General features: G+C 45.0%; 18 protein-coding genes. 10 read left to right on the top strand and 8 right to left on the bottom strand.

Annotation, left to right across the window (positions count from 1 at the left end; translation table 11 throughout):
- Positions 1–6: 6 nt before the first annotated feature.
- Genes M1D72_RS04840 through M1D72_RS04825 form a run of 4 tightly spaced genes read left to right on the top strand, consistent with a single transcriptional unit; the run spans position 7 to position 4781 of the window.
- On the top strand, positions 7–1311 hold the full coding sequence (locus tag M1D72_RS04840) for an ATP-binding protein (protein ID WP_456294729.1): 1305 nt from the start codon (positions 7–9) through the stop codon (positions 1309–1311).
- 38 nt (positions 1312–1349) lie between these two features.
- Complete coding sequence (locus M1D72_RS04835; RefSeq protein ID WP_456294728.1) at positions 1350–2978, top strand: EAL domain-containing protein; 1629 nt, start codon at positions 1350–1352, stop codon at positions 2976–2978.
- Positions 2975–4360: an HD domain-containing phosphohydrolase gene (locus M1D72_RS04830; protein WP_456294727.1), complete on the top strand. Its 1386-nt coding sequence runs from the start codon at positions 2975–2977 to the stop codon at positions 4358–4360. Before M1D72_RS04835 ends, M1D72_RS04830 begins: the two co-directional genes overlap by 4 nt.
- A gap of 16 nt (positions 4361–4376) precedes the next feature.
- Positions 4377–4781, top strand: coding sequence for a hypothetical protein (locus M1D72_RS04825; protein ID WP_456294726.1), 405 nt, complete (start codon positions 4377–4379; stop codon positions 4779–4781).
- Here the strand turns inward: M1D72_RS04825 and M1D72_RS04820 are convergent.
- The 5 genes from M1D72_RS04820 to M1D72_RS04800 all read right to left on the bottom strand — a co-directional run bounded on the left by M1D72_RS04820 (position 4720) and on the right by M1D72_RS04800 (position 10007).
- Entirely contained in the window at positions 4720–6366 is a 1647-nt protein-coding gene (locus M1D72_RS04820) for a sensor histidine kinase (protein ID WP_390194180.1), read from the bottom strand. The genes M1D72_RS04825 and M1D72_RS04820 overlap by 62 nt on opposite strands.
- A gap of 2 nt (positions 6367–6368) precedes the next feature.
- On the bottom strand, positions 6369–7190 hold the full coding sequence (locus tag M1D72_RS04815; RefSeq protein ID WP_456294725.1) for a phosphate/phosphite/phosphonate ABC transporter substrate-binding protein: 822 nt from the start codon (positions 7188–7190) through the stop codon (positions 6369–6371).
- A 135-nt stretch (positions 7191–7325) separates the two neighbouring features.
- Positions 7326–8117 carry a heme ABC transporter ATP-binding protein gene (locus M1D72_RS04810; RefSeq protein WP_390194186.1) on the bottom strand — a complete coding sequence of 264 codons (792 nt, stop codon included), beginning with the start codon at positions 8115–8117 and terminating at the stop codon, positions 7326–7328.
- Entirely contained in the window at positions 8114–9148 is a 1035-nt protein-coding gene (locus M1D72_RS04805; RefSeq protein WP_456294724.1) for a FecCD family ABC transporter permease, read from the bottom strand. Before M1D72_RS04805 ends, M1D72_RS04810 begins: the two co-directional genes overlap by 4 nt.
- 10 nt (positions 9149–9158) lie before the next feature.
- Positions 9159–10007: a heme/hemin ABC transporter substrate-binding protein gene (locus tag M1D72_RS04800; RefSeq protein ID WP_456294723.1), complete on the bottom strand. Its 849-nt coding sequence runs from the start codon at positions 10005–10007 to the stop codon at positions 9159–9161.
- A gap of 290 nt (positions 10008–10297) precedes the next feature.
- On the opposite strand from M1D72_RS04800, the gene hutX reads away from it, so the two are divergent.
- The 3 genes from hutX (at position 10298) to M1D72_RS04785 (ending at position 14130) form a co-directional block, all read left to right on the top strand.
- Positions 10298–10807 carry a heme utilization cystosolic carrier protein HutX gene (gene hutX, locus M1D72_RS04795; RefSeq protein ID WP_390194196.1) on the top strand — a complete coding sequence of 170 codons (510 nt, stop codon included), beginning with the start codon at positions 10298–10300 and terminating at the stop codon, positions 10805–10807.
- A 12-nt stretch (positions 10808–10819) separates the two neighbouring features.
- On the top strand, positions 10820–11350 hold the full coding sequence (hutZ, locus tag M1D72_RS04790) for a heme utilization protein HutZ (RefSeq protein WP_390194421.1): 531 nt from the start codon (positions 10820–10822) through the stop codon (positions 11348–11350).
- Positions 11351–11820: 470 nt separating this feature from the next.
- Positions 11821–14130, top strand: a complete 2310-nt coding sequence (locus M1D72_RS04785) for a starch-binding protein (protein WP_456294722.1) — start codon at positions 11821–11823, stop codon at positions 14128–14130.
- Positions 14131–14262: 132 nt separating this feature from the next.
- On the opposite strand, the gene malK is transcribed toward M1D72_RS04785, so the two are convergent.
- A complete protein-coding gene (malK, locus tag M1D72_RS04780; RefSeq protein ID WP_456294721.1) occupies positions 14263–15387 on the bottom strand; it encodes a maltose/maltodextrin ABC transporter ATP-binding protein MalK in 1125 nt (374 codons plus the stop codon).
- A gap of 659 nt (positions 15388–16046) precedes the next feature.
- Between malK and malE the strand changes: the two genes are divergently transcribed.
- From malE to malG, 3 genes are all read left to right on the top strand, one after another.
- Positions 16047–17228: a maltose/maltodextrin ABC transporter substrate-binding protein MalE gene (gene malE / locus M1D72_RS04775; protein WP_390194205.1), complete on the top strand. Its 1182-nt coding sequence runs from the start codon at positions 16047–16049 to the stop codon at positions 17226–17228.
- Positions 17229–17296: 68 nt separating this feature from the next.
- Positions 17297–18871 carry a maltose ABC transporter permease MalF gene (malF, locus tag M1D72_RS04770; RefSeq protein WP_456294720.1) on the top strand — a complete coding sequence of 525 codons (1575 nt, stop codon included), beginning with the start codon at positions 17297–17299 and terminating at the stop codon, positions 18869–18871.
- Between the two features lie 11 nt (positions 18872–18882).
- Positions 18883–19773 carry a maltose ABC transporter permease MalG gene (malG, locus tag M1D72_RS04765; protein WP_390194211.1) on the top strand — a complete coding sequence of 297 codons (891 nt, stop codon included), beginning with the start codon at positions 18883–18885 and terminating at the stop codon, positions 19771–19773.
- A 345-nt stretch (positions 19774–20118) separates the two neighbouring features.
- On the opposite strand, the gene M1D72_RS04760 is transcribed toward malG, so the two are convergent.
- Entirely contained in the window at positions 20119–20376 is a 258-nt protein-coding gene (locus M1D72_RS04760; RefSeq protein WP_390194213.1) for a hypothetical protein, read from the bottom strand.
- Between the two features lie 154 nt (positions 20377–20530).
- Positions 20531–21664, bottom strand: coding sequence for an alanine racemase (alr, locus tag M1D72_RS04755; RefSeq protein WP_456294719.1), 1134 nt, complete (start codon positions 21662–21664; stop codon positions 20531–20533).
- Positions 21665–21986 lie beyond the last annotated feature (322 nt).

Below are 21986 nucleotides of genomic sequence, written 5' to 3'. Positions count from 1 at the left end.
GCAAACATGAAATCGAAACTCATGCTTTCCGATTTGCTCAACCAGATGTCGTTTGCGCTCTGTATCGTGCGGCGGGATTATACAATCGTGATGGCAAATCAGTACTTTCTGTCTCGTGTGAGTACAGAAGATAACCAAGTCTTGGGACAGAACTTACTGACGCTTTTTCCCGACTCGGCGCGTTTTCTCAAGCGCAAGGTTGATACCGCATTTACGATTGAATCGCCAAGCTTTTCCTCTTGGGAGCAATCACCGCACGTGTTGCCGTTTAAGACATCTAGGCCCGTTTCCGGCTCGGAAGATGCGATGTATCAGGACATGGAGTTGATCCCTATTCATAGTGAGGGGGGCGCTTTAGAGCATCTTTGTTTGTGTGTTTATGATTCGACAATCACTGCCAGTCAGCAAAAAGACCTCAAAAAAATGACTGCACAATTGCGCACGGAGCATCAAGCATTAAAAATAGCGATGGACAAATTGAAGCAGGCGCAAACACAGCTTCTTCAATCGGAAAAAATGGCTTCAATCGGCCAGTTATCGGCTGGGATAGCTCATGAAATCAATAACCCGATTGGGTTTATTACCTCTAATATGCAGACACTCGATGATTACTTTAAAAAGTTAATGTCCTTTATTCATTTGGTGAATAGTGAACTGACTAACACCAGCGATGCCGAGCTTAAGAAAACCCTTGAGCAGCATTATGCCAGTGCACAGTTGGAGTTTGTGGTTGAGGATGTGGGGGACCTGATTAGTGAATCATTAGAAGGGTCGTCGCGGGTGATGTCGATCGTCAAAAACTTGAAAGAATTTTCACATATCGACAGTGCTAATTGGGCTGAAGTGAATATCACTGATGGTATCGATTCGACGCTGCGCATAATTAATAATGAAATCAAATACCACATTGAGGTTGAGTGCCACTACGATCCCAACACGCCCAAAATTGTTTGCCAGCCGATGCAGCTCAATCAAGTGTTTTTAAACATTTTACTTAACGCGAGTCAGGCTATTGATGAAGAAGGAATCATTAAGATATATGTGGCTCCTTTTGCTGATGACCAAGTTGAAATTCGCATATCCGATAATGGTTCTGGGATTTCAGAGCAGCACCTTTCCTCGATTTTTGAGCCGTTTTTTACCACAAAGCCGGTGGGCTCAGGGACTGGTCTCGGGCTTTCGGTGTCTTACGGCATTGTTCACGCCCATAAAGGATCGATTGAAGTGGAAAGTGAAATTGGCGTAGGCACAACCTTTATCATTCGATTACCGATATCTAACCCAGACGCGCAGCAAAGCGAAAATCTTTAATTCTGAGTGCATCTAAAGACAGCGAGAAAGGATATTAAATGGTCGCTTATACCGAAATTCTGGTCGTTGATGACGAGCCCCACATTCTCAGAGCGATAGAGCGAGAACTTCGCAATAAAGTGGCTCAGATTCACACCGCCACCTCCGCCAGTGAGGCGTTGGACATATTAAGTCGCAACCATATTGGATTAGTCATTACCGACTATCGAATGCCTCATATGGATGGCGCGGAATTTCTACTTAAAGTCAATAGCATGTTTCCTGAAATCCCGACCATTATGCTCTCTGGTCAAGCTGATATTATTGGTGTTTCTAAAGCGCTGAACGCGGGCGCACTGAACAAGTATGTCAGTAAGCCTTGGGATAAATCCAAGCTGTTCGATACCATTTGTCAGACGTTGAAAGAGCATCGTGAAACCTCACAACGTGACAAATTAACCGGGTGTTGGTCGGCGGTAGAACTCGAAAGACGGATCGCGAAAATTGACCAGGATGAGCCTAAGCTGTGGCTGGTGGTGATGTTAGACATTGAAGACATGTCGAGCATCAATGATCAGTTGTCAGTACTGGTCGGAAATCAGTTGTTAAGCGACTGCGCTGCAAAATTGAATACATTTCAGGCGGTGAAATGGTATCGGGCTGCGGACAAATTTATCGCTCTGTTTGAATACTCGTCTGATGGGCATTATCTGCTAAAAAGTATTCGTGCATGGGTGAATAACTTGCTGTTTGGGAAAGAACTCAATTACCGCGTTAAACTTTTGCTGAGCGAAGTCAGTTCTTGGAAGAATATCAGCATTGATCAATTCCATATTGCTGACCGTAAACAGCATATGTGGCCGATTGTCGAGAACATGTATTGGCTTGATAACGGGGATGACTCTGACGACGTTATTGCACTTAAAGATGTTATAGCGGATATCGAAGCTTATCATTTTGAAGCGTTTTTTCAGCCACAATTGAATATTACCACCAGCGAAATTGATGGATGTGAAGCGTTGGTTCGACGCCGATTAGAAGACGGCAGTTATCAAGGGCCTAATATCTTTCTGCCTTTATTGTTTAAGCATGACTTAGTTGATGTGGTGACGGTGACGATTGTCGAGCAGGCGCTGTTACTGGTGAAAAGTCTTAATGAGGCGAACGTTTATATTAAAGTGAGTTTTAATGTCACACCTAAGCAGTTAGAAAAAGGCTTTGTTCACAATTTATTGATTGGCTATATCGACCAATATAAGCCATACATTGAGCAACTAAAGATAGAAATGGTTGAGACGGACAAAATAGAAGATTTTGATGCGGTTAGAGCCGAAATGGACCGCTTGCATGACCTTGGCGTGATGTCGGCACTTGATGATTTTGGCACCGGGTTTTCTGGCTTTGAGTCTTTATGTGACTTGCCGTTTGATATGGTAAAAATTGATGGGCGTTTTGTGCGCTCAATTGGTACAAGCGCAAGTAGTGATGTCATCATTAACTCGATTACTGACAGCGCGAAGTCACTCAATGTCGACATTATGGCGGAGTGGGTTGAGGATAAATCGCAGCTCACGTATTTAAAGCAGTTGGGTTGTACTCATGCTCAAGGTTTTTTAATCAGCCCGCCTTTACGCCAATCTGACTTTCTCTCTTACATGACTCAGAATGATAAAGGAGTTTCGCTATGACAACTTCCGCCCAGCCTGATCAAATCAAAAAGGAGTCGCCACCTAGCGATAACCAGCATCCTGACAACGAATCGGTGCTTGAAACTTCTGAAGGGACGGTTACTGAAAAGGAAAAGCTACGTTTACTGTTGCTTGATGATGAGCAAGATATCCTTAAATCGCTAACACGTGTCTTGCGTTATGACTACGATGTTGTCAGTTTTGATAGTGGCTCGGACGCGTTGGCGTACTTGCAAGAAAACGACGCACCACTGATTATTTCTGATATGCGTATGCCGGAAATGGATGGCGCTGAGTTCTTATCTCTAGCGCGGCAAATCCGTCCTGATTCACTGCGTTTCCTTCTCACTGGGTACAGTGATATGGAGTCGACGGTAAAAGCCGTAAACGAGGGCGGCATTCACACCTACTTGGCAAAACCCTGGGACAATGAAGCCATCAAACAAACGTTGGCGAAAGCGGCAGAAGTGTTTGAGCTAAAACGTGAAAAACGGCGATTACTTGGTGAACTCGCAGCCAAAAATCAGCAGCTCGAGCAGATGAATGATGAGTTGGAAGTGAAAGTTGAAGAGCGCACTGAAGCGCTTGTTAAAGCCAATCGTAACTTGCAGGTGTTACTGAAAAATCGCTCGGCAATTTTTAACGATATTCTACATACCTTGATGGCGATCATTGAGCATCGAACAGGGTTAAAAGCGGATCATGCAGAGCGTATTGCTGAAATATCCCGAGAAGTCGCTAAAAAGCTGCAGTTACCCGATACGGACGTAAAACAAGTGTATTTAGCTGGATTAATGCATGAAATTGGGCTTATCGGAGAGGTCAAAGAGCAACAGGAGTTGGTTATTGACGATGATGAAGCCGCGATTCCCCAAGCGCCTTCATCAAACCCTGAAGTCGGAGCGGAAATTATCGGTGGTATCAAACGCTTTGAGCCTTTAGTCGATATTATTCGTCACCAAGATGAAAATTTTGATGGCACAGGTAAGCCCGATCACCTGCATGGTGAGGCGATCCCCATTGGTGCTCGAATTCTTAGAATCGTGAAAAATTACGATTTCTTTGTGACTTCGACCAATAACCCAACACGCATGAAACCGGCCAGTGCACTGTTGTACATTCGTCAACAAGGTGGGGAGCAATATGACCCAGATGTGGTCAAAGTGTTTATTAAAGTTGTGGAATCTGGTTTGGAGAACTTAGATATAGACGCGTGCGTGAGTTTGGAAGACGTCAAAGCCGGCACGGTTCTTAAACAGGATCTTTATCTGCCAAACGGAAAGTTGATGCTAACAGCTGGGCAAGCTTTGAGCTCTCATGCGATAGCCAAGCTCAAAGAGATTGAAAAGCAAACGCCATTACCCATCGCTATATTCATATAATTAACCGGAGGCGAACGTGCCTGATTGTGAAGAACTGTACGGGTTTTCGCCTTCCGTAGTTGAAGAGATGGTTGGAGAGGATTATTTGTTCGAAGTGATGAAGGAATATATTAATACCCTTTATAGCTTGGTCAATTTTCCAGAACAATTGGAATCCTCTCAATATGACCACTTACGCTTATGTCTTCATACCATAAAAGCGGCGAGTTATATGGTGGGAGCCAAAGTGAGTGGCCAACGAGCCGAAAAGTTAGAGAGTGATTGCAAGCGCTTTAATGAATGTGCGACTGCGCCAAGTAAGCAATGGCTCGATGAACTCAAATCTTACCAGCGCTATTTGGCCTCAAACATTGAAAAAATTAACCAGTACTTATCGAACCAGAATAACGCTCAGCCACCGGAAGGACAATCGTCACCTTAGTGCCATCGGGGCTTGACTGAATGTTTATATCACCTTGATGTAGGTGCACGATATCATAGACATAAGTTAGCCCAAGCCCCATCCCTTCACCTACGGGAAGCGTGGTATAGAAAGGGTCATAAATGCGTGACGCCGCATCTTGAGGGATACCAGCCCCGGTATCTTCAATAACAATATTCACCGAGTGTTGGGAGTGGCTTGCCGTGACTTTTACACAGTGGTTGAGTTGTGGCGCTGCGCGATCACATGCCTGAATCGCATTTTTGATCACTTGTTCGAATAAGGTTTTTAATTCGTCATAAACACCGACAACCGCAGGCTGTTTGTTTATGCTTGCATCCAATATAATTTGGACGTTGAGAGACAATGGTATTTGATTCAGAGCTTTATCGATAACATCAAAAAGCTCGATATGACTAAATGTTCGGTCGTTTTCGTTTTGGTATTGAGAGTAATTTTGTAGTGCAGATACGATTCTCGCCACGCGAGTCACACACATTTGTGCATCATTGAGGCTATCTTTGAAGTCTTCGTAAAGAAACTCAACATGCTGGTTTTTTTTCCAACGTTCAAATTCTGCTTTTTGTTTGTCGTGATACTGCTGCCCAATCAGAGATTCACTATGTGAGACCCATTGTTGGTATGTGGAGAGGTATTCAAAGCAGCTTTGTAAGTTACTCTTCACCGCGGCGATTGGATTATTAATTTCATGTGCAACGCCAGCAGCCATGGTGCCAATTGATGCCATTTTTTCAGTTTCGACCAATTTGGCTTGGGTTGTTTTTAGTTGATGATTGGTTTGACGCAACTCCTGATTTGAGCGCATAAGATCTTGTGTCCGTGCGGCGACCTTAACTTCAAGCGACTCGTTGGTCGATAGCAATTGCTGCTGATATTGCTGATTTTCGTCTTCACTCTGGCGTAAGCTCTCTACCATTTGTTCAAATGCCTTGGAAACCGTTGCCAGTTCATCTTCGCCATGAGTAGACAGCGAGATATAGCGTTTTCCTTGTGCAATGTCATCGGCTGCTTTGCGAAGCTCCGATAGCCGGCGTGTTAAGTAAGCGCCAAGAAAATAGGAAAAGAGTGCGACGAGTGACATCTCGCCAAACACAATCAGCGCGCTCCAGTGTTGAGCATCTTCAATTTGTTGGTTTAGATAACTAAGGTCAAACCCTATCCATACTGAGCCAAATGTAATATCTGAGCTGACGATATCTGCTTTAATGTGGTAAATACTCTGTGTTTCTTCATGATTGTGAAAGCGCAGCAGGGCGTCATCCAATGACTCGGGAACATCACCCTTGGTTGACAGTGCTTGATTATTGTCGCCAAAAACCGCGACATACACGATATCGGGGCTGCGTTGTAATTCAGTGGTGAATGCTTCTATGGTCGCAAGATCATAAGAAAGAACCGCGTTTTTTACTGATGTTGCGAATAATGTAGAGGTTGAAGTCGCGCGTTCATCTAGCCCTCTGTGGTTCGTCGTTTCTAGATAGTTCAGGGTTAAAGACAACAAAATAGCCAGCAGTACCGCTTCAATTGTGGCGATACCAAGGATGGTTTTTAAGCGCAGAGACATGGTTATTCCGTGTCAATCATGTGTTGAAGAAGAGTGATGTTTAAGCTCCTTACGTCATCCCAATCTTGGTTATTTGCCGGCGTAATGCCATTAAAATTAATGCTTTTAAGTAGCTCCAAACCGTGCTTTGTTGCCGCCATGTTGACCAATGCGGTTTGGACTTTTTGTACCAGGTCAGGATCCAAATCCGGATGAGAAGCGAATGCATGTGGTGTATAGCCGGGCGTTCGCCATAAAACCCTAAGCTGCTCTTTGACTTGTGAAGAACTGTTATTGAAAGTGCGTTCTATGCCGCCCCCGGCAATAAAAAATCCTTTAGCAACGTTAAGATAGACGGACTCATGTGAAGAGACATATTGTGGAACCACGTTAATTCCCATTTGCTCCAATGACGACAAAGGAACGACGGTTGCCGCGAAAGCAACTGGCGACGGAAAAGCGAGCTTTTGACCATCCAATTGGTGGATGGAGGTTACCGATGAGTTTTTATTGATGACAAGAACACCTCGAATTTGCTTGTTTTTTTGTTTAGCAAAAGCAAGGTAGCCGGGTTTTTGATGAAATACCGTATAGTGGTAGGGGTTCATGTAAGCAATGTCATATTCACCTGCCAATAAGCGTTTTTCAAATTCAGGAATATCTTTATCGGTGCGAAATACGACCTCGTGACCAATTTGTTCAGAGAGGTATTTAAGAATCGGCCCCCAATTTTGAGCAAGCGTCACGGCTGATTGCTGGGGGACGATACCAAAAGTGATGGCGTGAGCATAAGCACTGACGGGAATCAGCATCCATAGGGCAAGCGACAAGAGCCAATGTTTCATTGAGGGATCCTTAGCGGTTTCAATCTTTAGTTAAGTGTAGATTGACTACCACCATTTGCCATTAACTCTATGAAATCGTTTAGTGTTAATTGGCTCGCGAGAATAAACAGAGAAATGACGAGATAGGATGACGACCTAAGAACTGTACATCATTGGAAACCCTAATGACGGGTGAGTGGCAATAGTCGCTTTGTACCCATAGACATCATCAATCATACTCGCGGTCATAACGTGCTCGGGCGTACCATCATAGGCGATTTGCCCTTGTTTTAGGACCAGCATACGGTCAGCGTATTGAGCCGCTAAGTTTAGATCATGCAGTACAACAATGACTGCGGCGTTTTCATTGTGGGCAATGTTTCGCGCTAAGTTCAGTGAGTTATGTTGGTGGGAAAGATCCAAAGCAGACGTCGGTTCATCGAGTAATAAAATTTGTTTGTCGCCGGCTTCAGAAAGCTGAGTCAAGATACGCGCAAGATGAAGGCGCTGCTTTTCTCCGCCAGAAAGCGAAGGGTATAGCCGCTGAGCTAAATGCTCTACGCCCGCTTTGCGCATGTTGATTCTTGCCAGTTGAGTAATCTCCCGAGCCGACTTATTTAAAGGAATGGCGCCTAATTCGACCACTTCTTGCGCCAGAAATGGAAAACTCAAGGAGCTGCTTTGTGGCAACATACTTAAATGCCGCGCTAGATCATCCTTTTTCCAGTGTCGACGCGGCGCAGAAAATATTTCGACCTCACCTTTACAAACTAACTCGCCAGCTAACGCTTTGAGTAACGTGCTTTTACCTGCGCCATTGGGCCCTAAAAGTGCCGTCACTTGGCCTTTATTTACTGCCAAACTGACATCATCTACGACACAGGTATCGCCAAAATGGACATGGATATTGTTCGCGGAAAGCGCGATATCAAAGTGAGATGCTTTCATCGCATGTGTCCTCGTTGCTTAAAGAGCAAATAGATAAAAAATGGCGCACCAATCAAAGCGGTGACGATGCCAACAGGAAGCTCTGCAGGCGCAACGGCAACACGCGCAAAGATATCGGCAGCCGTCATCAGTACGGCCCCTAATATGGCGGAAATGGGGATTAAACGTCGATGATCCGGGCCACACAGCATTCGACCTAAATGGGGGACGACAAGGCCGATGAATCCAATACTCCCTGCGACACTGACCGTTACACCAACCCCCAGTGCCGTGAGCAAAATCAGCTGGCGTTTCAGAGATTGAATCGCAATACCAAGATGTTTTGCCTCTGACTCTCCAAGCAGGAGCGCATTGAGTGCCATCGCTTTCCGAAGAAATATAATCATTAGGGCAGAAAGCACCGCCGCACATAATCCAATGTGACTGTAGTTCGCGCCAGCCAGTGAGCCCATGGACCAAAGCGATAAATCACGCAGCATTTGGTCGCTGGCAATAAAATTAAGATAACCAATCCCTGCGCCAGAAATTGCACTAATGGCGACGCCAGCCAATAACATTACGGTGACGGATGTGCCCATCCGTCCGGTACCAAGACGATACACTAACAGGGTCGTTACAGTGCCGCCCAAAAAGGCAAATAAAGGCAGGGTAAATAAACTCAACAGGCTAGGGGCATTGAAATCCAGTTGACTGAATATCACGATGGCAATAGCGGCCCCAAGGCTCGCACCTGCAGACACACCGATGATTCCTGGCTCGGCGAGTGGGTTTCGGAATAAGCCCTGCATCACAGCGCCACAAATGGCCAGAATGGCCCCGACTAACATACATAACAAAGTTCGAGGCAAACGAATTTGATGAATGATCATGCCAATATGCGGCGCGTTGCTATGAGTTTCTCCGGTGAGCGCCGCCAAACTATCCATCCAGCTAATACGCATAGGGCCGATAGTAATTGAGCTTATGGCGAGCGCGAAAAGCAAAGTGATAAATACTGTTAAGATCAAGGTTGTGGGTACTGTTCGTAACACCGACTGACTCCTAAGGATAAATCAGTTGATTAATCCGTTTTGCTTCGGACAAGCTCTTTAGCCCTAAACCACCGACTAAAGCGTGACCATCAATGGTAATGATTTGATGATTTTTTCCCGCAGGTGTTGCCGCTAACGTTGGAAGGGCGCGAAGTATGGCATCAGTACCACCAAGGCTTTGGTAGCTGCGGCCACTAACTAACACGACATCAGGTTGCATTTCTATCAAGGCTTCGTTGGAGAGCGGACGGTAAGCACTTAACTGCTCGGCAGCGGGATTAATACCTCCAGCGAGATGAATGATCTCGTTTGGCGTGGTCTCTTTTCCTGCAACATTGGCTGCTCGCCCTTCGTGAATCAGAAGAAATAGTACTCTCTTTTGAGCCTCTTTTTGTGGACGTAGGGCATCAAGTGTCTCGAGGTTTTTGCTCACCTCAGCTTTGAGCGCGCGCGCTTGTTGCTGGCTATTGGTGAGTTCCGCTAATTGATCAATTCTCTCTAATAAACCATGGGGCGTTGGCTCAGTATTAACAATCGAAACCGTTAGCCCAGCGCGCTTGAGCTGCTCTAATGAACTTTGCGGCCCCATTTCGTCTGAGCCGATGAGCTGCGTTGCGCCAGTCGCGAGTATCCCTTCGCTTGATAACTGACGATGATAACCAATGACTGGCTTTTCAATGCCCGCCGGTAATTCACTGGTGACATCGACAGCAACCAGAGAGGATTGTTGGTCAAGCGCGAGTAGCAGCTCAGTGACTGCGGCGCCAGCACTCACGATTTTTTGTTGTGCTTGAGCCATAAAACTGAGCGTCGAGAGCAATAAGACGACAAGATGGATCTTAGGTTTATTGTGGTTCATGAGCATACGGTTCTAATCTGTGTTATTGGTCATCACAAGTTGTTGTGATGGTGTAAAGTGCGAGAGTATTGCTTATAATCTAAATAATATCAATTATCATTTGTATTATCACAAACAAAAATATAGGATCAAATGAGAAATGGGTCATTAACATAATTTGTCGATATTAAACAGTTGGTTGAGTATGGTTATTTTTGTTTATCACTGCATTTGACTGCGTGAGAACCAACCAATCTCTGTCCTATCGCGGGGCAGCAACCAGTTACAATATGGTAACAATTGAGAGAACTATGCAATCTATACAAGCTCAAGTCGCCGCTCTTATCGAGCAAGAACCTAACTTACGTCCTGTCTCGATGGCGCAGCGTCTTAACGTTTCAGAGTTAGAGGTGGTTAAGGAATTACCTGCATCGATGGCGCTGGTTGCTTCGCCAAATGAAGCGCTTGAGATACTTCAAAGTTTGGTTGAATTTGGGCCACTCACGAGCATTATTCATGCTGGTGGTTCGATATTTGAAATTAAAGCGCCGTTTCCGGCTGGAATCATGGCGAATGGCTATTACAACTTACAAGGTGAAAATGGTCAGCTTCATGGTCATATCAAGCTAGAAAGTATCGAAAATATTGCTCTGGTGAGTAAGCCGTTTATGGGCAAAGACAGCCACTACATCGGCTTTTTTGATAATCAAGGAGCCAGTATCCTTAAAGTTTATCTCGGTCGAGATGATCAGCGTAATGTGCTTCCTTCACAAGTAGAAAAGTTTGCTGAATTGAAGTCTCAGTTAAGCGCTCACCAATAAAGGAACACGATGATGGATCAGCAGATGAAACAGCAGCGTCTACAAGGACGCTTAGGGCCAGAAATTGAAGAGTTTCGCCAGAGTTGCATGACGCTTCAACTTGCCACCGTTGATCAGGACGGTAAACCGAATGTCAGTTATGCCCCGTTTGTGCAAAACTCAATGGGTTATTTTGTGTTGATATCGGAAATCGCTCGCCATGCGCGAAATTTACAGTTGAATCCGCATGTATCGCTGATGATGATTGAAGATGAGAAGGCCGCGAAACAACTGTTTGCACGCAAACGACTTACGTTTGATGCGCAAGCTGAAATCGTAGAACGTAACTCAGAGCTGTGGCAAGAGGTGATAGGGCAGCTACAGCAACGTTTTGGTGAAATCATTGATGGTCTGAGTCAATTGCAAGATTTCATTCTATTTAAATTCACTCCCCAACATGGATTATTTGTGAAGGGGTTTGGTCAGGCGTATCAGGTATCGGGCGAAGATTTGGTTGATTTTGTGCACCTTGAGCAAGGGCATAAACGGATTGAGACCCCGTAATCAAGTCCAAAAATACCGACGAGAAAGAGAGCATAACGCTCTCTTTTTTATTTTTCCAAAATTCTAAACTCATCATTTGGTATGACAAAATCTCGATCACGATAATTAAAACAGTCAGCGCTGTTTTATTGTGATACTTGTCTCCATTTGTAGCTGATATTATTAATACGTTTGAATATAAATAATCTAAGTTATTTTATTTTAAAGAAAAGTTAAATATAGAGAATTGCGTATTATTTATTGAGGTTTTATTGACCACATCTTTCACTGAGTGTGATTTAAATTATAGATAAAAGCGTATTCATCACTACATTAAATGATTATTATCACACGCTGACATATTCATAGTTTGTATATTAATTGGCTTGTTTGATTATTTTATTGGGGAGTTATTTCTGCCTTATAAACTCTCTTAAACCTTCTCGATAATAATAGCCTAATTTAGCTAGTTCATAGTTAAAGGAATGAATATGAAAATCAAGACACACGCTGTCACCTCGGCGTTGATATTGAGTGGAATGCTCAGTAGTGCGCCGTTGTTTGCAGATGAAGTACCTAGAACAGCATTTGTCCATTTATTTGAATGGAGCTGGCCTGATGTCGCCAGCGAATGCGAAACTTTCCTCGGGCCGAAAGGGTTTGCCGCAGTGCAAGTCTCCCCGCCTCAGTCCAGTGTAGATAACTCAGCGTGGTGGGCGAGATATCAGCCTATGAGTTACGCCTTTGAAGGGCGCAGCGGTACACGTGCACAGTTTCAGGATATGGTACAGCGTTGTAAAGCGGCAGGGGTTGATATCTATGTCGATGCCGTGATTAACCATATGGCTGCGGCAAACCGTTACTTCCCAGATGTCCCTTACAGCAGCGATGACTTTCACACCTGTACCAGCGATATTGACTATTCCAATCGCTGGCAAGTTCAAAACTGTGATTTGGTTGGGCTGAATGATTTAAAAACCGAATCTGAATATGTACGCCAGAAAATTGCTGACTATATGAATGACGCGCTGAGTATGGGCGTTGCTGGCTTTCGTATTGACGCTGCAAAGCATATCCCAGCACAAGATATTGCGGCAATAAAAAGTAAGTTAAACGGCAGCCCTTACCTCTTTCAAGAAGTGATTGGCGCGTACGGAGAGCCGGTTCAAACCAGCGAATATACTTATATTGGGGATGTCACCGAGTTTAATTTTGCGCGCACGCTTGGGCCTATTTTCAAAAACGGGGGGATCAATCAGCTGAAGAATATCGGCTCGGGTGATGGTTGGTTGGCGAGCAGTGAGGCCGTCACATTTGTTACCAATCACGATGAAGAACGCCATAACCCCGAGCAAACCCTTAGCTACAAAGACGCTGGTAATCTCTACTTCTTAGGGAATGTATTTACGCTCGCTTATCCTTATGGTTACCCCAAAGTGATGTCAGGTTATTACTTTAATGATTTTGACGCTGGGCCTCCTTCAACTGGCATTCACAGCGGAAACGCTTGTGGTTTTGATGGTGGTGATTGGGTTTGTGAACACCGTTGGCGTGGTGTCGCGAATATGGTGGCGTTTCGTAACTACACCGCCGACCAATGGCAAGTGACCGATTGGTGGGATAACGGCTATAACCAAATTGCATTTGGGCGCGGCGGCTTAGGTTTTGTCGCGATTAACCGCGACGATAACAATACGTTATCGCAAACGCTGCAAACCGGTATGCCAGAAGGGGAATATTGCGATGTGATTGCGGGTGATTTTGACGCGCAAACAGGCGAGTGTAGTGGGCCGACGATTTCGGTCAATAGCGCAGGCTTAGCGTCCTTTACTATCGCCATTCAGGATGCCGCCGCGATTCACGTAGGAGCGAAAGTGGGCGATGCGTGCACGACGGATTGCCAGGGTGGGGGGGATCTCCAACCTGCGACCCCGGTGACATCAACGGCGATTTGCTATGACAATAGCCAAGGATTTAGCTCGCCGACGATGTATTACTGGAATGCCTTGCCTGCAGGTGCCGTCGAAGACGCAAATTGGCCTGGGGCTGTGATGAGCGAAAATGGGGATTTTTATTGTCACGATGTGGGCAGTCAAGCGACCAGTATCAACCTCATTTTCTCGGATGCAGGTAGCGCGCAAGGTACTGATCTGACGACCTCAACAGGGACTTGCTTGCTTAATGGGCAATGGCAGTCACTGGAAAGTTGTGGCTTTAGCGTTGATTCACAAGGAGGTGGCGACAATGGTGGAGATAGTTTGACCAAGGTGTGCTACGACAATAGTGCGGGCTTTAGCTCTCCGACTTTGTATTATTGGGGCGTAGAAGCGGCAACCACGGTAGCAAACGCCACTTGGCCAGGTGTGGTGATGAGTGAAGACAACGGGATTTACTGTCATGATTTCGGCACTCCTTTAACCTCATTGAATGTGATTTTAAGCGATAAAGGGAGTAATCAAACGGCCGATGCCGCCATTACAAATCCAAACCTTTGCTTGCTCGGAGGAAGCTGGGTAGATAGCGCTCAGTGTGCTTCAGGTACCACCCAAGGTGAGGAAGTTTGGTACTACCGCGGTACATCGAATTCGTGGGGGCTAACACAGCTTGAGTATGACGCGCAAAGCGGCTTGTATACCACAACGCAAACCTTCAGTGGTGAGGAGAGCCCTGCAAGATTCAAAATCGATGATGGTCAGTGGACTGAATCTTATCCAAGCACGGATTATCAGGTTGGTGATAATGCAACTTACCAAATAAACTTTAATGCTGCGTCGAAAGCGATTTCGGTCACTGCTCAGTAAGTTCATTTAGCATCTAAAAAGCCACCGCAAGGTGGCTTTTTTATTAATATATCAATGTGGGGTTGCTGAATCATCAACAAAAAAAGGCCACGTAAACGTGGCCTAAACGGATTGAAACTAAAGAGTAAAGGGTTATTCTTCTAAAAATTCAACGCCTTTTTCGCGGAATAATCGTTTACAACCGCGACCGTCACTATGGAACAGATGGCAACGATGGGCAGGAATACCAATGGCAATTTTATCACCCACTTCAACATCAAGCGTGTCAGGCTGACGGTAAATAACGTCCGCATCTGCGGCTTCCAGGTTCATGTAAACCTGAGTTTCATTCCCCAATTTCTCGACAATCATTACGTCACCTTCAATGGTGGCATCAGCGTCTTCAGGTTTCAGTAAATGCTCAGGACGGACGCCAAGTGACATACGGGCACCACGCTCGACAGTTGTGCCCTCGACCGGAATCCAGAATGAAGTGCCGTTTGAAAGTTGGACTTTAACCTGCTTTTCCTCGACTTCATCAATGAATACGCTCATGAAGTTCATCTTTGGTGAGCCGATAAAGCCCGCAACAAAGCGATTTTTTGGATAGTGGTAAAGTTCAAGAGGTTTACCCACTTGAGAAACAAAACCGGCATCGAGAACCACGATTTTATCAGCCATGGTCATGGCTTCGACTTGGTCGTGAGTCACGTAAATCATGGTGCAGCCAAGTTTGCGTTGTAGCTTGGTGATTTCTGAACGCATCTGCACACGCAGTGCGGCATCCAAGTTTGACAATGGTTCGTCAAGCAAAAACACGTTTGGTTGTGATACCAGTGTACGGCCAATCGCCACACGTTGACGTTGACCACCAGACAGAGCTTTAGGTTGACGATCAAGAAGATGACTGAGCTGAAGAATTTCAGCTGCATGGTCAACACGTTGATCGATCTCTTGTTTATTGGCTTTTGCCAATTTAAGGCCGAAAGACATGTTGTCGTAAAGGTTAAGATGTGGATAAAGCGCGTATGATTGGAACACCATGCCCACGCCACGTTTGGACGGCTCGATATCGTTCATGCGCTCTTGGCCGATATACAGATCACCAGACGTGATGTCTTCTAATCCAGCAATACAGCGAAGAAGGGTTGACTTACCACAGCCTGATGGGCCAACGAAGACGACAAATTCGCCCTCTTTAATCTCTAAATCGACGTTTTTCGAGATCAATACGTCGCCATAAGCTTTACATACATTTTTTAACGTGACACTCGCCATCTAGCTTGTCCTCGATCGAAATTTTATTTTACCACTCAGCATTATATGAATTATGTGATGAGCAGTAACAGTAGGAATTTGGTGTGATGTCTATAATGGCAAGAAAAATTAGGGTGATGGACGATTCTTAAGACACATCACATCACCCTCAATATCAAAACTTGGTCTGCTTCCCCCGCGAACGTAGAGTGTCTCCCCCGAAACAGAAATTCACTACCCCGAACACTCTACACTCAACAGCAAAACCAGTGTGATATTGCAAACCAGTAAACCTACAAAGATTGAACACTGGAAAAGCTTCTTACCATCCACTATTGGATAGCTGTAGTGTCGCTATTTCCTGTTTGAGGCACATCCTCCCGGTTGATTTTTTTCTGGGGGTAGTAGGAGGGGATGAGGGGAAAGGGGGAGGAGAATGCACACTAAGATCCACTTCAAATTATTTCATTGACCGTTTATGAGAATGATCACAATAAACCGATTTTTTGTGATATCGGTCGCCATTCAGTATCGATGGTGATCACGAAAATACGCCATAATACAGAGGGCGTAGGGGTTGGGAGGATGAGTCGAACTCCTTTTTTTCTGATTATATATGGCGAAATACGGCGAAACCTCAGGTAAAGCCCTACAACACAAATATAAAAAAGGATATGAACATGAAAAATGCCCTAAGCTCTGTAGCGCTCGGTACTCTTGTTGCTCTTGGTTCATTTGGTGCACATGCTGCGATCGAAGAAGGTCAGCTCACCATCTGGATTAACGGCGACAAAGGCTATAATGGCCTAGCGGAAGTCGGTAAGAAGTTTGAAGAAGACACAGGCATCAAAGTTACTGTGGCTCACCCAGACGCGCTTCAAGACAAATTCCCACAAACCGCTGCAACAGGTGACGGTCCTGACATTGTGTTTTGGGCGCATGACCGCTTTGGTGGTTACGCTGAATCGGGTCTCCTAGCCGAAATCAAACCTTCAAAATCTGTCAAAGAAGGTATCGTTGATTTTGCTTGGGATGCGGTGAAATACGATGGTAAGTACATCGGTTACCCAATTGCGGTAGAGTCGCTTTCTCTTATCTACAACAAAGATTTGGTCCCAACCCCACCGAAAAATTGGGAAGATGTGGCAGCGCTAGACGCGAAGCTTAAAAAAGAAGGCAAGTCTGCCATCATGTGGAACCTAAAAGAACCGTATTTCACATGGCCATTAATGGCGGCTGATGGTGGCTACGCGTTCAAATTCGGTGCAGAAGGCTATGACGTTAAAGATGCAGGTCTTGATAAAGAAGGCGTAAAAGACGCCATGAACTTTGTTAAAGGGCTCGTCGATAAAGGGGTTATCTCTGCGGATATGGACTACTCCGTGTCTGAGTCTGCGTTTAACCAAGGTAAAGCGGCAATGACCATTAATGGTCCTTGGGCTTGGGGTAACATTGAGAAGTCGGGCATCAATTATGGTGTGACAACATTACCTAAATTTAATGGTCAATCGTCTAAACCTTTTGTTGGCGTACTCACTGCCGGTATCAGCACTGCTTCACCAAACAAAGACTTAGCGGTTGAGTTTATCGAAAACTACTTGCTCACCAACGACGGTCTACGTGACATTAACAACGATAAGCCGTTAGGTGCTGTTGCTCTTAACTCTTTCCAACGTGAATTGGATTCAGATAAGCGCATCGCAGCGACGATGGACAACGCGATGAACGGTGAAATCATGCCGAACATTCCTCAAATGAACGCATTCTGGGGCGCAGCGAAAAATGCGATCATTAACATTGTTGATGGCCGCCAATCTGTTGATGCTGCTCTTGAAGATGCAGAAAAACAAGTTACTAAGTAAGTCTTTTCTTTTTGAAGGAGGGGGTAACTCCTCCTTATTTTCCTCGTTTATCGCTAGCAGGTTGTAATATGCAGTCAGTCCAAGGTATTGATGTTATGACATCTTCTAAAAAAAGCTTACCGTCTAGCCAAAAAGTGTTTATTAAATGGGCGCTGCTTGGGACAGTCGGAATTATTAATGGCTATGCCACTATTCTAATGTATTCTCGAGGTGAGCTTGCTTTCGCGTTATTAACGCTTATTTTAACTGCATTAGCTTTGTATATTTTTGGTAGCAAGAAAACATACGCTCATCGTTATATTTACCCTGGTATTGCCGGAATGATTTTATTCATTCTTTTCCCATTGGCATATACCATTGGACTGGCCTTTACGAACTACAGTGCCAAAAACCAACTTTCGTTTGATCGAGCACAGTCGGTACTACTCGATCGCACCTTTCAAAGTGGTGACAGCTACCCATTTACTCTGCTTGATACAGAACAGGGGCAAGTCATCACCATTCAACAAGGCGAACAATTGCTTGCTACTCAAGCTTTTGATTTGGCCTCGGTTGGCGAGCAAGAGATGTCATTGACACCGGTTGAAGGTGTGAGTGGTGACAAAGCCGCCATTAAAGCCATTATCGCAAATCGCGACAAACTGAACTTACTGGATCTGCAATTACCCGGTGGTGATGAGATTCGCATGAGCGGGTTACGTAAGTTTGCTGCGGTGAAGCCGCTTTATGCCCTTCAAGATGACGGCGAGACGCTGATCAATAATGAAACCGGTGAAACGCTGCGTCCGAATATGGATGTCGGGTATTACCAACCGGTGGACGACACCGGTGCGTTTGTCGGCAACACTGTGTCTCCAGGGTTTGTGGTGACCATCGGTTCTCATAACTTTGAGCGCGTATGGAAAGATGATGGCATCAAAGAGCCATTCATCAGCATCTTTATTTGGACCATTATTTTCTCTGCGGGCACGGTTATATTTACTGCCATCATCGGCATGGTGTTAGCGAGTGTTGTCCAATGGGAAGCGCTGCGCGGGCGTGCGATCTACCGAGTGCTGCTGATTTTACCTTATGCGGTGCCTGCTTTTATCTCAATCCTTATCTTTAAGGGTTTGTTTAACCAAAGCTTTGGTGAGATAAATATGGTGCTGGAGTCTATCTTCGGAATCAGTCCGTCATGGTTCTCTGACCCATTCTTAGCTAAAACCATGGTGCTCATCGTTAATACCTGGCTAGGCTTTCCATACATGATGATTCTGTGCATGGGCCTATTAAAAGCGATTCCCGATGATCTTTATGAAGCCTCAGCAATTGATGGTGCTAATTTCTTCCAAAACTTTAAACGCATCACGATACCTTTGATGATCAAACCACTAACACCGTTAATGATTGCAAGTTTCGCGTTTAACTTTAATAACTTCGTGTTAATTCAATTATTGACCTCTGGTGGGCCAAACATGATTGGTACCTCTGAACCTGCGGGTTACACCGACTTGTTAGTCAGCTACACCTACCGTATCGCGTTTGAAGGGTCGGGTGGTCAAGACTTCGGTCTCGCCAGTGCAATCGCAACGCTTATCTTCCTATTGGTTGGCGCACTTGCATTAATTAACTTACGTTTCACTAAAGTCGCGCAGGATTAAGGAGTCGAACAATGGCAATGGTTCAAGGTAAATCACTCAAATACCGAGTTTGGGCAACGCATGCGGCTTTATGGGCTTTCCTTGCGCTGATCATCTTTCCACTGTTGATGGTAATCGCTATCTCGTTTCGCGAAGGTAACTTCGCGACCGGGAGCTTGATTCCTGATAACCCATCATTAGAACACTGGAAATTGGCACTTGGTTTCTCTGTGACAAATGCGGATGGCACCGTCACACCACCACCTTTCCCAGTCTTAACTTGGCTTTGGAACTCAATCAAAGTCGCGGGTATTTCATCTATTTTGATCGTCGCGCTTTCTACTACCTCAGCGTATGCTTTTGCGCGCATGCGCTTTAAAGGTAAAAACACCATTTTGAAAGCGATGATGATTTTTCAAATGTTCCCAGCGGTGTTGGCGTTAGTTGCGCTGTATGCTCTCTTTGACAAGTTAGGTCAGTACATTCCGTTCCTTGGGTTAAATACTCACGGGGGGCTTATTTTCTCCTATCTTGGCGGTATAGCACTGCATGTTTGGACAATAAAAGGGTATTTTGAAACCATCGACAATTCTTTGGAAGAAGCGGCAGCGCTGGACGGCGCGACCCCTTGGCAGGCATTCCGATTAGTTCTTCTGCCTCTGTCTGTGCCTATTCTTGCGGTGGTATTTATCCTGTCGTTTATCGCGGTAGTGGGTGAAGTTCCGGTAGCATCTTTACTGCTTTCTGATGTAAACTCATACACATTAGCGGTTGGTATGCAGCAGTATCTCTACCCTCAAAACTACTTATGGGGTGACTTTGCGGCGGCAGCTGTGCTTTCTGCATTACCAATTACGGTCGTTTTCTTACTTGCCCAGCGTTGGTTAGTCGGTGGATTAACTTCTGGTGGTGTTAAAGGTTAATAAAAACGATAAAGGCGACCGCGAGGTCGCCTAACGTGTATTTCTGCTTAGCGCTTTTGGTTTGGCCGCCGATCAGTTAAGCAGTGTGCAGACTGGCGTTACGCATAGCTGGCTGTTAGCTTTATTCCTTACTAGATGTTCACTAACAGTTCTTGTAACCATGACCCGAGCTTTGCCTCGGGTTTTTTTATATCTGCGATTTGATTCCTACTATAACTCTCTGTTAAATAATAAAAATCTTGGATCCTATTGGATGCGAGGTACTCAAAGACTTTGCGTGTATCGCTAGCTCTCCTTGCACAGAAATGCGGACGACAAGGAAAATTAATCTATTTGCTCTGTGGATTAGTAGGTGAGTTCTTTATTTGACGGGGCACAGCCTAAATATTGAAGCAGCACGAAGACACTTTCTTGTTTTAATGCAACGCGCCGAAAAAGATTAGCAAAGGTATCATCACCACCAAAGCAGGTTTGAATATAGTGATTGATCTCTGAAGGTTCATAACCTTCGACATACAGTGTACGTATCCAGTGGTATTCAACGGATTTTAAATCGGAAAGGGTATGTTCACTTAGGGTTATATCATGAATGGACAAGGCCATGGATTTCATCTCTTACATAGAATAGAGAGCACTATTCGTTATTTGCAATTATTAAAGCAGATGAAAATGAAGGTTATATGACAGCCCTTTCAAAGGGTTAACGTTCAGACGGCGGTGCGATTTTGCACACGCCGCAACTTGTCGAAATAGCGTTTTACTCGTTGAGGTCAGTTTGATGGGGGAGAGGATTTATATGATCGACAGGATTAGTATGATCGAGATAACGTTTGTGAACACGTTTGGTGAGCTTTATCACCAACTCATAAGGAATAGTACCCACGTGTTTTGCTACACGTTCAATGGCGATATTTTCTCCCCAAAACTCAACGCTATCGCCCACTTTATCTTGCGCATTGGGGCCTAAATCTACAGTGATCATATCCATGGATACACGCCCCGCGATGGGCACTTCTCGTCCATTGATCGACACCGGCGTTCCTTCTGGTGCATTGCGTGGATAGCCATCCCCATAGCCCATTGCGACCACTCCGATGTAGGTATCGTTTGGAGCTGTCCAAGTTTCCCCATACCCAACGGGTTGATTGGCTTTATGATGACGTACCGCGATCAGGCGAGATTTCAATGTCATTGCAGGGCGTAAATGATGCTGGCGCCCCGTTTCATTTTCATTCGGGCTGATTCCGTAAAGTGCTATACCTGCTCGAGTAAAATCAAAATGCGACGTTGACCAAAATAATATACCCGCTGAGTTAGCTAACGTTTTCGGCCCGGGGAAGGATGACGTTTGAGAGAGGAACAGATCAATTTGCTTTTGAGTCGAAGACGCATTGAGATCATCCGCACAACTGAAATGGCTCATGAAACCAACAGGGCCTGCGAGTTTTCCTGTTTCGGTGATTTGCTCTACGTAATCACTAAGCTCATAGGGTTGAACACCTAAGCGGTGCATTCCTGTATCGAGTTTTAACCAAACAGAGAGGGGCGCGGAGAGCGAGGCGTTTTGAAGATCGGTCAACTGTTCTTGGCAATGAATCGCTGTTTGAAGATGGTGATGCGCGGCTATTTCAAGATCTTTCTGGCAAAAACAGCCTTCAAGAAGAAGAATCGGCTGTTCGATACCCGCATGTCTAAGCTCGATGGCTTCTTCAATTCGAGAAACCGCAAACATGTCGGCTTGTTTCAAAGCTTTGGCCGTTTTGAGCGCATTGTGACCGTAGGCATCCCCTTTGATCACTGCAATAACGCCTTTGCCGCCGGCTTTATGTTTTAACAAATCGTAGTTATCGCGCAGTGCGCTGAGGTTGATAACCGCTTCGGCAGTAATCATAGAATCGTCCTTAATTCTGTTGAGTTGCTATGGTTTGACTTACTCACCTTTCGATGTGGTGAGTGACCATTTTTTGCTGTCCGTGCTTATTCGGCTACCTTAAAGGTAAATATGCTTCTCTTTTTTAAAGCAATATATAGACCATTTCAAGCTTGAGCCCTTTTGTAGATGTTTACTTGGTATTGGTACTCATCAATAGTTATCACCACTATTGAAATGGATTGACGATTTGGACGTCATTTGATTTGTTGTTTTGAATTTATATTTTGTATTTCAGTGAATTTTTAGAGTTTTATATACTTCGTCAAGCGTGTATTTTTTC

It is taken from the genome of Vibrio sp. AK197 (assembly GCF_053903115.1).
Note: the sequence above shows the minus strand (reverse complement) of the source record. Positions and strands in the feature narration are given on the sequence as shown.